This window comes from Methyloprofundus sp. (assembly GCF_965251085.1).
Lineage (GTDB): Bacteria > Pseudomonadota > Gammaproteobacteria > Methylococcales > Methylomonadaceae > Methyloprofundus.
Genome location: NZ_OZ252594.1, coordinates 1,888,450 through 1,902,690, shown reverse-complemented (window position 1 = coordinate 1,902,690; position 14,241 = coordinate 1,888,450). Strand labels below are relative to the sequence as shown.

The window sequence follows — 14,241 nt, the reverse complement described above, 5'->3', positions numbered from 1 at the left end:
GTGGCTCGCTTCGCGATCACAATCTAACCTTGTTCGTTAGAATCTTAAATATACCACAATCTTAAAAACTGATACATTTCTTTTTTTTTAAATGATGACCTTTTTTATTTTAAAAATAAGGTCTTTGAATTTCCTTTTTTTTATGGAAATTAAGTTTCGGTTGATACAGAACTTGACAGAAACCACTGTGTTTATGCTTTAATCTTTATTGAACGCTTTTTTTCTACACGATTTCTCAGGCTTTAAAAAACGCTACCTTATATTGGTGAGAATTAAGTAGCGGTCATCGTAAAACTTAACAAAAACTACTGAACTTTTTTAAAATGTATAAAGGGGCAATTTTTGTTTTTTTCAACGCTCGAAAACAAGGTATTAATTTTTAATTTACGCCTCTATTTTTGTTCCATGAAATTCTAACGCTCAAATCACTTGCCATTTAAAGGGGCGTTTTTTTTGCGAATAGCAAAAAAAGTGACGCTTTAAATGGTCAAGTGGATTTTTTTGTTGGACGAAGCCGCTATCGCGGAGAAAAACAGCGCATCCCTTAAATTTAAAGTGTAACCTCATTGCCTGTTATATGCATAACAGGTAACTTGTAAGCTCATCCAACTAACAATAATGAGGTTACACTGTTATGACACCATCGATAGAGCTTAAATTCAACCATTATTATATCCAGCACTGTAAGCATTTAAAGCTTAAGGGACTGCAACCCAAAACCATTGACGCTTATTCACGCGCTATTCGCCGTATCGGGGAACACTTTCAGGGGCATCTGGATAACTTAACGCAAGATCAACTGGTGGATTATTTTCATGCTCTTTTAAGCCGCCTTTCCTGGAGTGCCGTGAAACTAGATCTCTATGGTCTCAAGTTTTTCTATACACATGTGCTACAAAAGCCGTGGGTTGATGTGCTAATGATTAAACCACCACGATGTACGCGTATACCCGATATTGTCACTGTGGTTGAAGCACAACAACTGTTTATGTCGACCCGTAATCTAAGCTATCGAGTTTTTTATTTTACGATTTACAGTCTAGGTTTACGTTTGGGCGAGGGCTTAAGCCTGAAAGTAGGTGATATTGATGCGACACGCATGCGGGTACATATTCGCAATGCCAAAGGCAATAAGGATCGGCTTGTGCCTTTGCCTGTGAATACCTTGAAGGTGTTGCGTAAGTTTTGGGCTGTGCATAAAAATCCAGTGCTGGTATTTCCCAACCGTGCCCGGGGTCTAAAAGGTGCACATCTTGCTGAATCCCCCCTTGATCGCGGTGGCATCCAGAAGACAATCCGTCTTGTGACGCAAGAAATGGGACTAAAAAAAAGATTTCCTGCCACTCGCTGCGCCACAGTTACGCCACTCACCTGTTAGAAGCCGGGGTTGATTTAGTTGAGTTGCAGAAGATTCTGGGCCATACCAGTTTAGTAACCACGGCTCGCTATACGCATTTGACCGATATTACCGATGAGAATGCAGAGCTGCACATTAATCAGTTAGTCAATGACTTTTCTATTCACTGGGGGCAGATTTCATGATAACCCTAGCTGCAGTGATTGATCAATTTCAGTCTGACTTTTTAAGCGAGTATCAATCTCGTTTACGCTCCAATCAGATCAGTGCATTACATGCCATGAAGAGCTGTCGGACACAGCTGAGTCCTGTGATGCAGGTTAACTGTGCAGACTGTGACTATCAAACCTTTGTGCCTCATTCCTGTGGCCAGCGTAACTGCCCGCATTGTCAACATCATGAGAGTCAACAATGGATTGAACGACAGGTACAAAAACAAGTCCCTGCTGATTATTTTATGAATACCTTTACCTTACCTGCGCAGTTAAGGTCGTTAGCCAGGCAGCATCCGCGGTTACTTTACAGTATGATGTTTGACTGTGCCTGGGCGACTTTACAGAGTTTTAGTAAAAATGATAAGCAGTTGCAAGGCGATGCCGGGGCGATTGCTGTCTTACATACACACTCACGCGAATTAAATTATCATCCGCATATTCATGTCATTATGCCTGCGGCAATCGTGGATAAAATCAAGAAGCTCTGGCGCACTAAGGAAGGCAAATACCTGTTTCATCATAAAGCACTAGCAAAAGTATTTCGTGCAAAGATGCTAGCGCGTATGAACGAAGAAAAGTTGCCATTTCCCACAGCTATTCCGGAAAAATGGGTGGTCGATTGTAAGTTTGTCGGTGCAGGCGATAAAGCATTGATATATCTGGGTCGATACCTGTATCGTGGTGTGATTCGTGAACAGGATATCTTATCCTGCCAAAATGGCAAAGTAACCTACCGTTATCAAGACAGCAAAACCAAACGCTATCAAACCAAAACGGTATCGGGGGCTAAATTTCTGTGGCTGGTGCTGCAACATGTTTTGCCTAAAGGCTTTCGTCGTGCGCGCAATTATGGCTTTTTACATCCGAATAGCAAGGGTGTTATTAAGTTGATTCACTCCCTGCTAAAGTTTGACCCGACGAAGATATTGCGTGCACTCAAAGTACGGCCGGCATTCAGTTGCAAATGTTGTGGCGGGGCGATGGTTGTTGGGCGTCGGCAAATACCCAGGGTGGAAATAATGTTTCAGCCTTTGCCAACTTAACAATTGGAATCACTAGCGCTTATGTAAATTTAAACACTTCGACCCAGGCTATCAGCGGATTAAATGCTGAGGGAGTTGCTTGGGCTAAAATCGGAGATTAAGGCAGAATTTTGCTCCGATACTTGGACTTTGAGAGTTGACTGCAATGGACAACGCTCAAAGTTCAGTTAAACAGGTAAAAACAGAGGTTCGATTCATCAGTCGGGCTGATCAACAAAAAGCTATTTTCATAGAGCGCATTAAATGAATTCCTACTATCGTGCCGGGCTTGTCCAACAAACGGTTCAGATTGTGGCTCGCTTCGCGATCACAATCTAACCTTATTCGTTATGTTTTTCTTACCTTCTCGTGTGTCGTTTAACTGCTACTAACGTTTGCCATATTAAGCTTGCAAAAATTATATAGAATACGAGACTAACAAACTCCATTCCAGCTTTAAGTATCTTACTAAAGGGAGAAATATTTTTAGACACGTTATTTACGAAGCTAGATATTTTTTCCAGAGCACCATTAATGCTTGGATGTATTTCATATAAAATATTATTTTCGTATCCTAATATCAAGAGATAGTAAATAATTGATGTTGCAATCATATAAAATATTGGCCAGATATAGCTTTGCCCATAATTTGATATTTTTTCATTCAAAAAAAGTATCAACTTTTCTTGAGTTTTATTTGTGCCTTTAAGTTCTTCTTTGTACTTTTTCATTTCATAAGCAAAATACTTATTAGCTTCGATATAGTTATGAATTTTATCAAATGAACTTTTTATAATCCTGAATGTTTCTCTATTAGAGTACTTTTCGTTAATATTAGCGTTCAAGAAGTTTGGTGATTCTTTTAAGTTTATATTTTCAATATCTAGCCCACTATAAAAATTTGTGTTCCTGAAATTGACAAAGCTAAGAAATGTAGCATATGTAAATTTAGCTATATATTCATTTTCAGAATCACCACTTTCACCAAAAGAGCATTTTTCAAATCCGACAAAATCATCGAATATACTTTTCTTTATATTGAACTTTCCAAACTTCGTTTCAAACATGTCAACAACTTTAAAATAATTTGTATTGAAAATTTCAAAATCTGAAACAGTAATTATTCAGACCCCTTAACAATTGGTAGCTTAGGAACCGCAACACCTACCCGCTGATTGTGAATAACGGCCGCTAAATATATCCATGGGGATTGCTGCCTTTTTCTACAGGTTTCGATGACACTAATCAAAATAGCAAACACACATGAACCTTCTTCAGTTCGTGTTCCATAGCTGATTCGCCTTAATATAACCCAGTGCCGTAAGGCACGTTCTGCTTCGTTATTGGTTAAGGGTAAATGAGGGAATTCGAGTACCCGAAAGATAGCCTCCCAATCATTGAGCATTTCTGTTGCTAGCGCATGGGTCTTTGTGTGTGTTGATGCTTTCATTTGTTCACACAGTTGCCGATAGGCTATCAATTGCGTTTGGTAAATTTCCGTCAGTGGCGAGTTTGGAGGGTGGTGCCGTGCTTCACGAATTGCTGTCATAAGCATGTTCATTAATTTGAGTGTTTGTTCTCCAAATAGCTGAGAGTCTTTATTTAAGCCCTCTTTTAAGCCTTTTGCCTTACGAATCAGGTGAGCCCAGCAACGAGCTCGATTAAGGTATTTTCGATAAACCTGGTAACCATCACTCATTAGCCAGCCGCAATATGCTTGACCCAGGATGTTTTCAATCAGTTCTGATGACCGAGTTGAAATCCAGTAGGCTGTGACGGTATCTGTACTAAAAACCCATAGCCATAAAAAAGTGGTGAGTTCCATCCAGGAAGTTTCATCAACATGAAGTAGATTACTTTCTACGACTTCCTTTACTAATTCAGCTTCTATAGGCATTGCTGCTGCGCCGCTTTCATGTAATGTATTGTTAATCGTGCCAACACTAATCTGTAACCCTAGCCAATCACATAAAAACTCTTGGACACGTTCTCGTGAAAGCCGCATGCGATAAGTAAGGCATATAATTAATGCTGCAAGCCCCGGACCTACCAATCTCCATTGGCTACAGTTTATATCCTGCAAGGTGCCATCGGAATTGGAACGATGCGGTTCTTTTATTGTAATATGTCCACAGTGACAGGTGACTTCATAATAGCTATGCTTGGTATTCGTTAGCCTCAGGCCTGGATTTTTCTCATCAGACCATACGATATCAATGGTTTCAAAAGCCGTGTATGCTTTTTTGAAATGGTCATTTAATGGTTGATGGCAGCATTCACATATTTCAGGAAAATGTTCCTGATAGTCTGTGATCACTATTTTTTGTTGTCGCCCAAAACCCTTGGCTCCAAGTTGCTTCCCTGGTTTTCGTTGTTCTTCTGTTTCATTTTTCGGGGACTGTCTGGATGTTTTATTGGGCTTTTCAGTAGGAGATGACTCTTTTTTATCTGAAGTCGCTTCTTGTTCCTCTTCGGAATCATTACTGGAATCTTTTTGAGTGTCCCTTTCCCATGGTGCTTCACTGCTTGGAGGCCGAGAACTATTATGGGAATTCTGGCTTAACCGTTCACGAGCTTCCTTTAAATCTGTAAGCAATCTTATTGAAAGACGACGTAACTCTTCTTCTGATAAATTTAGAAGCTCTTCTTCGTCAAGTTGGCTTAGATCCTGATTACTTAATTGCATGGCCTACATAATACTTCTTGGTATCATAAAGTTACAAGCCTTTTTTAAATTAGTTGTCAAGTTTGTCGGTAGGGGTCTGAATATTTACTCTGAAACAACGTTTTGCTTAAACTCAAATTTTGATTCAAAAACAGTATCTTCCAGAAAAAATAATTTAATATTGCACCGATTAAGAATAAATTTATCTTTTAATATACAATCTATCAAATGGAACGACTCAATATTTAAGTCTATATCATCAGTATTGTTGAAAATTGGAGACTTAAATTCAACATTTCCGAATTCTATGCTCTTTTTAAAATCACAGTCATTAAATAGCTGGCTATCTATTACATATTTCCCATCGTTTTCGGAATATGAGCTAACCTCTTTATGAAAAATACAGTTCTGGTACAGCACTCCATTAACATTCGTTAGAACCGGTGCATTAAAAACACTCCAACTCTCATGAAATATGCAATCTTGAAAAAAGAACTCAGGATCACTTGATTCAATGTAACTTGTAAAAAAATGGCAGTTATCAAAGTGTATTTGTTTTAATTTATTTAATATTTTTGCGTAATTTATTGTTGATTGTATATCTGGTTTTGGAAATGCAATTTCAGAGAAATGGCAAAAGTCGTTGCCATCTATAGAATTATTGGCAACATAGTCTTCTAACGAATTGTAAAAGTCGGTTCGTATATTAAAAAAGTCTAACCCATTTTTAGAGCAGTGAAGTATGCATTCATCATAGCCGTCATGAACATCTAGATTACACTCATTAATACTACAAATGCCCATTATAATCCTCAGTGGAGTTTATTTTCTTTTAAACATAACGAATAAGGTTAGATTGTGATCGCGAAGCGAGCCACAATCTGAACCGTTTGTTGGACAAGCCCGGCACGATAGTAGGAATTCATTTAATGCGCTCTATGAAAATAGCTTTTTGTTGATCAGCCCGACTGATGAATCGAACCTCTGTTTTTACCTGTTTAACTGAACTTTGAGCGTTGTCCATTGCAGTCAACTCTCAAAGTCCAAGTATCGGAGCAAAATTCTGCCTTAATCTCCGATTTTAGCCCAAGCAACTCCCTCAGCATTTAATCCGCTGATAGCCTGGGTCGAAGTGTTTAAATTTACATAAGCGCTAGTGATTCCAATTGTTAAGTTGGCAAAGGCTGAAACATTATTTCCACCCTGGGTATTTGCCGACGCCCAACAACCATCGCCCCGCCACAACATTTGCAACTGAATGCCGGCCGTACTTTGAGTGCACGCAATATCTTCGTCGGGTCAAACTTTAGCAGGGAGTGAATCAACTTAATAACACCCTTGCTATTCGGATGTAAAAAGCCATAATTGCGCGCACGACGAAAGCCTTTAGGCAAAACATGTTGCAGCACCAGCCACAGAAATTTAGCCCCCGATACCGTTTTGGTTTGATAGCGTTTGGTTTTGCTGTCTTGATAACGGTAGGTTACTTTGCCATTTTGGCAGGATAAGATATCCTGTTCACGAATCACACCACGATACAGGTATCGACCCAGATATATCAATGCTTTATCGCCTGCACCGACAAACTTACAATCGACCACCCATTTTTCCGGAATAGCTGTGGGAAATGGCAACTTTTCTTCGTTCATACGCGCTAGCATCTTTGCACGAAATACTTTTGCTAGTGCTTTATGATGAAACAGGTATTTGCCTTCCTTAGTGCGCCAGAGCTTCTTGATTTTATCCACGATTGCCGCAGGCATAATGACATGAATATGCGGATGATAATTTAATTCGCGTGAGTGTGTATGTAAGACAGCAATCGCCCCGGCATCGCCTTGCAACTGCTTATCATTTTTACTAAAACTCTGTAAAGTCGCCCAGGCACAGTCAAACATCATACTGTAAAGTAACCGCGGATGCTGCCTGGCTAACGACCTTAACTGCGCAGGTAAGGTAAAGGTATTCATAAAATAATCAGCAGGGACTTGTTTTTGTACCTGTCGTTCAATCCATTGTTGACTCTCATGATGTTGACAATGCGGGCAGTTACGCTGGCCACAGGAATGAGGCACAAAGGTTTGATAGTCACAGTCTGCACAGTTAACCTGCATCACAGGACTCAGCTGTGTCCGACAGCTCTTCATGGCATGTAATGCACTGATCTGATTGGAGCGTAAACGAGATTGATACTCGCTTAAAAAGTCAGACTGAAATTGATCAATCACTGCAGCTAGGGTTATCATGAAATCTGCCCCCAGTGAATAGAAAAGTCATTGACTAACTGATTAATGTGCAGCTCTGCATTCTCATCGGTAATATCGGTCAAATGCGTATAGCGAGCCGTGGTTACTAAACTGGTATGGCCCAGAATCTTCTGCAACTCAACTAAATCAACCCCGGCTTCTAACAGGTGAGTGGCGTAACTGTGGCGCAGCGAGTGGCAGGAAATCTTTTTTTTAGTCCCATTTCTTGCGTCACAAGACGGATTGTCTTCTGGATGCCACCGCGATCAAGGGGGGATTCAGCAAGATGTGCACCTTTTAGACCCCGGGCACGGTTGGGAAATACCAGCACTGGATTTTTATGCACAGCCCAAAACTTACGCAACACCTTCAAGGTATTCACAGGCAAAGGCACAAGCCGATCCTTATTGCCTTTGGCATTGCGAATATGTACCCGCATGCGTGTCGCATCAATATCACCTACTTTCAGGCTTAAGCCCTCGCCCAAACGTAAACCTAGACTGTAAATCGTAAAATAAAAAACTCGATAGCTTAGATTACGGGTCGACATAAACAGTTGTTGTGCTTCAACCACAGTGACAATATCGGGTATACGCGTACATCGTGGTGGTTTAATCATTAGCACATCAACCCACGGCTTTTGTAGCACATGTGTATAGAAAAACTTGAGACCATAGAGATCTAGTTTCACGGCACTCCAGGAAAGGCGGCTTAAAAGAGCATGAAAATAATCCACCAGTTGATCTTGCGTTAAGTTATCCAGATGCCCCTGAAAGTGTTCCCCGATACGGCGAATAGCGCGTGAATAAGCGTCAATGGTTTTGGGTTGCAGTCCCTTAAGCTTTAAATGCTTACAGTGCTGGATATAATAATGGTTGAATTTAAGCTCTATCGATGGTGTCATAACAGTGTAACCTCATTATTGTTAGTTGGATGAGCTTACAAGTTACCTGTTATGCATATAACAGGCAATGAGGTTACACTTTAAATTTAAGGGATGCGCTGTTTTTCTCCGCGATAGCGGCTTCGTCCAACGAATAAGGTTAGATTGTGATCGCGAAGCGAGCCACAATCTGAACCGTTTGTTGGACAAGCCCGGCACGATAGTAGGAATTCATTTAATGCGCTCTATGAAAATAGCTTTTTGTTGATCAGCCCGACTGATGAATCGAACCTCTGTTTTTACCTGTTTAACTGAACTTTGAGCGTTGTCCATTGCAGTCAACTCTCAAAGTCCAAGTATCGGAGCAAAATTCTGCCTTAATCTCCGATTTTAGCCCAAGCAACTCCCTCAGCATTTAATCCGCTGATAGCCTGGGTCGAAGTGTTTAAATTTACATAAGCGCTAGTGATTCCAATTGTTAAGTTGGCAAAGGCTGAAACATTATTTCCACCCTGGGTATTTGCCGACGCCCAACAACCATCGCCCCGCCACAACATTTGCAACTGAATGCCGGCCGTACTTTGAGTGCACGCAATATCTTCGTCGGGTCAAACTTTAGCAGGGAGTGAATCAACTTAATAACACCCTTGCTATTCGGATGTAAAAAGCCATAATTGCGCGCACGACGAAAGCCTTTAGGCAAAACATGTTGCAGCACCAGCCACAGAAATTTAGCCCCCGATACCGTTTTGGTTTGATAGCGTTTGGTTTTGCTGTCTTGATAACGGTAGGTTACTTTGCCATTTTGGCAGGATAAGATATCCTGTTCACGAATCACACCACGATACAGGTATCGACCCAGATATATCAATGCTTTATCGCCTGCACCGACAAACTTACAATCGACCACCCATTTTTCCGGAATAGCTGTGGGAAATGGCAACTTTTCTTCGTTCATACGCGCTAGCATCTTTGCACGAAATACTTTTGCTAGTGCTTTATGATGAAACAGGTATTTGCCTTCCTTAGTGCGCCAGAGCTTCTTGATTTTATCCACGATTGCCGCAGGCATAATGACATGAATATGCGGATGATAATTTAATTCGCGTGAGTGTGTATGTAAGACAGCAATCGCCCCGGCATCGCCTTGCAACTGCTTATCATTTTTACTAAAACTCTGTAAAGTCGCCCAGGCACAGTCAAACATCATACTGTAAAGTAACCGCGGATGCTGCCTGGCTAACGACCTTAACTGCGCAGGTAAGGTAAAGGTATTCATAAAATAATCAGCAGGGACTTGTTTTTGTACCTGTCGTTCAATCCATTGTTGACTCTCATGATGTTGACAATGCGGGCAGTTACGCTGGCCACAGGAATGAGGCACAAAGGTTTGATAGTCACAGTCTGCACAGTTAACCTGCATCACAGGACTCAGCTGTGTCCGACAGCTCTTCATGGCATGTAATGCACTGATCTGATTGGAGCGTAAACGAGATTGATACTCGCTTAAAAAGTCAGACTGAAATTGATCAATCACTGCAGCTAGGGTTATCATGAAATCTGCCCCCAGTGAATAGAAAAGTCATTGACTAACTGATTAATGTGCAGCTCTGCATTCTCATCGGTAATATCGGTCAAATGCGTATAGCGAGCCGTGGTTACTAAACTGGTATGGCCCAGAATCTTCTGCAACTCAACTAAATCAACCCCGGCTTCTAACAGGTGAGTGGCGTAACTGTGGCGCAGCGAGTGGCAGGAAATCTTTTTTTTAGTCCCATTTCTTGCGTCACAAGACGGATTGTCTTCTGGATGCCACCGCGATCAAGGGGGGATTCAGCAAGATGTGCACCTTTTAGACCCCGGGCACGGTTGGGAAATACCAGCACTGGATTTTTATGCACAGCCCAAAACTTACGCAACACCTTCAAGGTATTCACAGGCAAAGGCACAAGCCGATCCTTATTGCCTTTGGCATTGCGAATATGTACCCGCATGCGTGTCGCATCAATATCACCTACTTTCAGGCTTAAGCCCTCGCCCAAACGTAAACCTAGACTGTAAATCGTAAAATAAAAAACTCGATAGCTTAGATTACGGGTCGACATAAACAGTTGTTGTGCTTCAACCACAGTGACAATATCGGGTATACGCGTACATCGTGGTGGTTTAATCATTAGCACATCAACCCACGGCTTTTGTAGCACATGTGTATAGAAAAACTTGAGACCATAGAGATCTAGTTTCACGGCACTCCAGGAAAGGCGGCTTAAAAGAGCATGAAAATAATCCACCAGTTGATCTTGCGTTAAGTTATCCAGATGCCCCTGAAAGTGTTCCCCGATACGGCGAATAGCGCGTGAATAAGCGTCAATGGTTTTGGGTTGCAGTCCCTTAAGCTTTAAATGCTTACAGTGCTGGATATAATAATGGTTGAATTTAAGCTCTATCGATGGTGTCATAACAGTGTAACCTCATTATTGTTAGTTGGATGAGCTTACAAGTTACCTGTTATGCATATAACAGGCAATGAGGTTACACTTTAAATTTAAGGGATGCGCTGTTTTTCTCCGCGATAGCGGCTTCGTCCAACAAAAAAATCCAGCGGACAGTTTAAAGGGGCGCTGATTTAGGCGTTAAAGGTTCCAATTCATCATAGGTATCTCTTTTGTATGCTACTGATTATTGAAGTAATAAAAACTATTATAAGACAGTAGGTAAGAACAAGTGCTAAAAAATTATGAATGAATATAAACATGAGTTATTTGATGTGGAAAAAATCAACAGTCTTGAATTATTAAAAGATTGTGGAGCTTATTTACCTCTTAAGAGTTATATTGAAAAAAAAATTGGTTTTAAATTAGGTGTAAAAGGCTGGAAAGATTTATACGAAAAAATCAGATTAATAAAAAGTGTTTTTAATAAAAAAAAATATCTTATTGATAATGCTTTATCAAAAGAAGAGCTATCTTCTTCCAGGAGTGAACTTAAAAATATTTTAAATTTAAATATTTCTGCGAGAAACAAAGAAGACTTAAATAAAAAAATTGATTCATTAATGTCATTTTTCATAAAATCAAAGTTAAGTGCTTATGAAAAATATGAAAAAAATAAAAGAAATAATTTTATAAGTAGCTCTAAACTGGAAGGAATTCTCATTAACCCAGAATCAGGAAATAAGTCATTAGATCAAATTCTTAATAAATATAGAGAAAATATTGATGGATAAATATGATTCTGTAAATGATCGTTACTGCTATTTAGGAACTTCCGTATTAAAGAATAAATTAAATATCAAAGATGAAAATAAGCTTGAAAATGCTGAGCGTGAAATAACAAATTTAACAATAGATAATGTGAAATACCAATCACCACCATATGATTTAGGTTATTTGCAAAGCATACACTCTACATTGTTTTCAGATCTTTACGATTGGGCGGGATGCATAAGAGATGTAAACATATCAAAAGGAGGTACAACATTTTGTATATTTACGAGGATTGTTCCCGAAGTCGATAAATTGTTTTTACAATTAACTAGGGATAAATGGCTGATAGGACTTTCAAAATCTGAATTATGTAAAAAATTAGCTGAATACTATTGTGAATTTAACATGATACACCCTTTTAGAGAAGGAAATGGTCGTGTTCAGCGTGTGTTTTTTGAGCACTTAGCATTATCAACTGACTATGAATTAGAGTGGTCTGATGTAACTTTAAATGAGTGGATAGGAGCAAATATTGATGGAGTTAATGTTAACTATGAGCCCATGGAAGCTATATTCATTAGGATTCTAAGTTAGTTGCAAATACTTTTAATAAGCTTCATACTAATTGGGTGGGCGATCAAAGGTATGTCACGGTCAGAACCGGATCCGGGCAAACCGGCCGTCCGAGAGCGTAGGGGCTAATGGAAACGTGAGTGATAATCAGATTGTTTGAATGACACGAGTAGTAGCGTGCGACGAGTCGTACCCAAAAGACGATCTTCTTTTGTTTAGTGTAACAAGGCATTTCTATGGCTTATCTAGTTAGAATTGGCAACTCCCAGGGAATTAGAATTCCTAAGTCATTTATCGAGCAAGCTGATCTTGAAGGAAAAGAACTTAAATTTGAAGTGGTTAATGGAGGGCTTTTTATTGCTCCTGTAAATGAACCTAGAAAGGGGTGGGCAGAATCAATCAACAAAGTATTAGTAACTCATGGATAAGAAGAGCTTAATAGTGAATGGCTGAATTTTGAATTAGTCGATAATGATGAATTAAAATGGTAATTTTAAAAGGTCTCGGGGTCTTGCAGTATAGCAAAACTGCACTTATGGCAAGACTGCTCACTTGCGTTGGGTTGATGCAGTTCCAGCCCAACTTTTTCGCATAGATGTTGGGTTACGAAAAGATGCAACCCAAGCTATGGGTTAGCTTAAATTTCCGATGCTAATTTTTCCGCATAGCCGGTATAACTGCGTGGTGTTAACTTAATAAGGCTCTGTTTAGCTTCATCAGGAATATCCAGTTTTTCAATAAACGCCTGCATATCAGCTGCTGTAATTCGTTGCCCACGGGTGAGTTCTTTTAATTTCTCGTAGGGCTTTTCGATGCCATAGCGGCGCATCACTGTTTGTACCGGCTCAGCTAATACTTCCCAGTTAGCATCCAGATCAGCTTCGATGATATCGGTGTTAATTTCTAATTTGGATATACCTTTTAAAGTTGATTGTATTGCAATGCTGGTATGTGCAACGCCCACACCTATATTACGCAAGACAGTAGAATCAGTTAGATCACGTTGCCAGCGAGAGACAGGCAGCTTTTCTGCTAGATGATGAAACAATGCATTTGCCAAGCCGATATTACCCTCTGAATTTTCAAAATCAATCGGGTTTACTTTATGTGGCATAGTCGATGAACCGATTTCACCGGCAATAGTTTTTTGCTTAAAAAAGCCTTGAGAAATATAGCCCCAGATATCGCGATCAAAGTCTAATAGAATAGTATTAAAACGTGATAAGGATTGGAAAAATTCAGCTATATAATCATGCGGCTCAATCTGTATGGTGTAGGCATTCCAGAATAAACCCAGTGATTGGACAAAGTCTTTTGAGAATGCCTCCCAGTCTATTTCCGGGTAGGCTACGGCATGGGCATTATAATTCCCCACTGCGCCATTGATTTTGCCTAATATTTCTACCGCTTCAAACTGGTCTTTCTGGCGCAACATGCGTGCGACGACATTAGCAAATTCTTTACCTGCTGTTGTAGGGCTGGCCGATTGACCATGCGTACGTGACAGCATCGGCTGAGCAGCATTCTCATGAGCCAGGTTTCTCAGTGCCTCGATACAATCAGTAATTTGCGGCAGAATGGCGGCACGGCCTTCTTTTAGCATTAAGGCATAAGAAAGGTTATTAATATCCTCCGAAGTACAAGCAAAGTGAATAAACTCACTTACCGCATTTAATTCGCTATTATCCGCGATTTTTTCTTTTAAAAAATACTCAACTGCTTTGACATCATGATTGGTAGTGCTTTCAATATCTTTAACCCGCTGGGCATCTGCTTCAGAAAATTCGCTAACAATACGATTAAGTTCTAGATTTGCAGATTCACTAAAAACAGGTACTTCAGTGATTTGATCATGTTGAGCCAAGGCTTGTAACCAGCGAACTTCGACCTGAACACGTAAACGAATTAATCCATATTCGCTGAAAATAGGGCGTAATGCTTCGACTTTACTGGCATAGCGTCCATCGATTGGGGAAATAGCGGTAAGGGAGAAATTCGTCATGTGTTTTTATTAGCAAGTAGAGAGCAGAATAGTGTTGAACATTTTAACAAAAGATAGTTTATGCCGGTGCAA

10 protein-coding genes and 3 pseudogenes are annotated in these 14,241 nt (G+C 40.1%); 5 read left to right on the top strand and 8 right to left on the bottom strand.

Annotated elements, in window-relative coordinates:
- Positions 1-634 precede the first annotated feature (634 nt).
- Both ACQY3F_RS08685 and ACQY3F_RS08680 read left to right on the top strand, forming a co-directional pair.
- Positions 635-1,542, top strand: a pseudogene (locus tag ACQY3F_RS08685) (tyrosine-type recombinase/integrase).
- Positions 1,539-2,615, top strand: coding sequence for an IS91 family transposase (locus ACQY3F_RS08680; protein WP_428352924.1), 1,077 nt, complete (start codon positions 1,539-1,541; stop codon positions 2,613-2,615). Before ACQY3F_RS08685 ends, ACQY3F_RS08680 begins: the two are co-directional and overlap by 4 nt.
- Before the next feature lie 338 nt (positions 2,616-2,953).
- Here the strand turns inward: ACQY3F_RS08680 and ACQY3F_RS08675 are convergent, their stop codons facing one another.
- The 7 genes and pseudogenes from ACQY3F_RS08675 to ACQY3F_RS08645 form a co-directional block, all read right to left on the bottom strand.
- Positions 2,954-3,661, bottom strand: a complete 708-nt coding sequence (locus ACQY3F_RS08675; RefSeq protein WP_428354444.1) for a hypothetical protein — start codon at positions 3,659-3,661, stop codon at positions 2,954-2,956.
- A 53-nt stretch (positions 3,662-3,714) separates the two neighbouring features.
- Complete coding sequence (tnpC, locus tag ACQY3F_RS08670; protein ID WP_428353782.1) at positions 3,715-5,280, bottom strand: IS66 family transposase; 1,566 nt, start codon at positions 5,278-5,280, stop codon at positions 3,715-3,717.
- An 84-nt stretch (positions 5,281-5,364) separates the two neighbouring features.
- Positions 5,365-6,063, bottom strand: coding sequence for a hypothetical protein (locus ACQY3F_RS08665; RefSeq protein ID WP_428354443.1), 699 nt, complete (start codon positions 6,061-6,063; stop codon positions 5,365-5,367).
- Between the two features lie 365 nt (positions 6,064-6,428).
- Positions 6,429-7,505 carry an IS91 family transposase gene (locus tag ACQY3F_RS08660; RefSeq protein WP_428352924.1) on the bottom strand — a complete coding sequence of 359 codons (1,077 nt, stop codon included), beginning with the start codon at positions 7,503-7,505 and terminating at the stop codon, positions 6,429-6,431.
- Positions 7,502-8,409 (bottom strand): annotated as a pseudogene (locus ACQY3F_RS08655) (tyrosine-type recombinase/integrase). The gene ACQY3F_RS08660 and the pseudogene ACQY3F_RS08655 overlap by 4 nt, the downstream one beginning before the upstream one ends.
- A 457-nt stretch (positions 8,410-8,866) precedes the next feature.
- Entirely contained in the window at positions 8,867-9,943 is a 1,077-nt protein-coding gene (locus ACQY3F_RS08650; protein ID WP_428352924.1) for an IS91 family transposase, read from the bottom strand.
- Positions 9,940-10,847: pseudogene (locus tag ACQY3F_RS08645) on the bottom strand (tyrosine-type recombinase/integrase). The gene ACQY3F_RS08650 and the pseudogene ACQY3F_RS08645 overlap by 4 nt, the downstream one beginning before the upstream one ends.
- Positions 10,848-11,125: 278 nt before the next feature.
- Between ACQY3F_RS08645 and ACQY3F_RS08640 the strand changes: the two are divergent.
- The 3 genes from ACQY3F_RS08640 to ACQY3F_RS08630 all read left to right on the top strand — a co-directional run bounded on the left by ACQY3F_RS08640 (position 11,126) and on the right by ACQY3F_RS08630 (position 12,595).
- Positions 11,126-11,614: a YhfG family protein gene (locus tag ACQY3F_RS08640; RefSeq protein WP_428354442.1), complete on the top strand. Its 489-nt coding sequence runs from the start codon at positions 11,126-11,128 to the stop codon at positions 11,612-11,614.
- The gene (locus ACQY3F_RS08635) at positions 11,607-12,188 is read left to right on the top strand and encodes a putative adenosine monophosphate-protein transferase Fic (RefSeq protein ID WP_428354441.1); all 582 of its coding nucleotides are present in this window, start codon (positions 11,607-11,609) and stop codon (positions 12,186-12,188) included. Before ACQY3F_RS08640 ends, ACQY3F_RS08635 begins: the two co-directional genes overlap by 8 nt.
- 215 nt (positions 12,189-12,403) lie before the next feature.
- Complete coding sequence (locus tag ACQY3F_RS08630; RefSeq protein WP_428354440.1) at positions 12,404-12,595, top strand: AbrB/MazE/SpoVT family DNA-binding domain-containing protein; 192 nt, start codon at positions 12,404-12,406, stop codon at positions 12,593-12,595.
- A 209-nt stretch (positions 12,596-12,804) separates the two neighbouring features.
- Here the strand turns inward: ACQY3F_RS08630 and purB are convergent, their stop codons facing one another.
- Positions 12,805-14,169, bottom strand: a complete 1,365-nt coding sequence (gene purB, locus ACQY3F_RS08625) for an adenylosuccinate lyase (RefSeq protein ID WP_428354439.1) — start codon at positions 14,167-14,169, stop codon at positions 12,805-12,807.
- Positions 14,170-14,241 lie beyond the last annotated feature (72 nt).

Excerpts from the sequence above, each read along its gene's own strand:
- ACQY3F_RS08680 (WP_428352924.1), top strand. The coding sequence starts at position 1,539 with ATGATAACCCTAGCTGCAGTGATTGATCAATTTCAGTCTGACTTTTTA.
- ACQY3F_RS08675 (WP_428354444.1), bottom strand. The coding sequence starts at position 3,661 with ATGTTTGAAACGAAGTTTGGAAAGTTCAATATAAAGAAAAGTATATTC.
- tnpC (WP_428353782.1), bottom strand. The coding sequence starts at position 5,280 with ATGCAATTAAGTAATCAGGATCTAAGCCAACTTGACGAAGAAGAGCTT.
- ACQY3F_RS08665 (WP_428354443.1), bottom strand. The coding sequence starts at position 6,063 with ATGGGCATTTGTAGTATTAATGAGTGTAATCTAGATGTTCATGACGGC.
- ACQY3F_RS08660 (WP_428352924.1), bottom strand. The coding sequence starts at position 7,505 with ATGATAACCCTAGCTGCAGTGATTGATCAATTTCAGTCTGACTTTTTA.
- ACQY3F_RS08650 (WP_428352924.1), bottom strand. The coding sequence starts at position 9,943 with ATGATAACCCTAGCTGCAGTGATTGATCAATTTCAGTCTGACTTTTTA.
- ACQY3F_RS08640 (WP_428354442.1), top strand. The coding sequence starts at position 11,126 with ATGAATGAATATAAACATGAGTTATTTGATGTGGAAAAAATCAACAGT.
- ACQY3F_RS08635 (WP_428354441.1), top strand. The coding sequence starts at position 11,607 with ATGGATAAATATGATTCTGTAAATGATCGTTACTGCTATTTAGGAACT.
- ACQY3F_RS08630 (WP_428354440.1), top strand. The coding sequence starts at position 12,404 with ATGGCTTATCTAGTTAGAATTGGCAACTCCCAGGGAATTAGAATTCCT.
- purB (WP_428354439.1), bottom strand. The coding sequence starts at position 14,169 with ATGACGAATTTCTCCCTTACCGCTATTTCCCCAATCGATGGACGCTAT.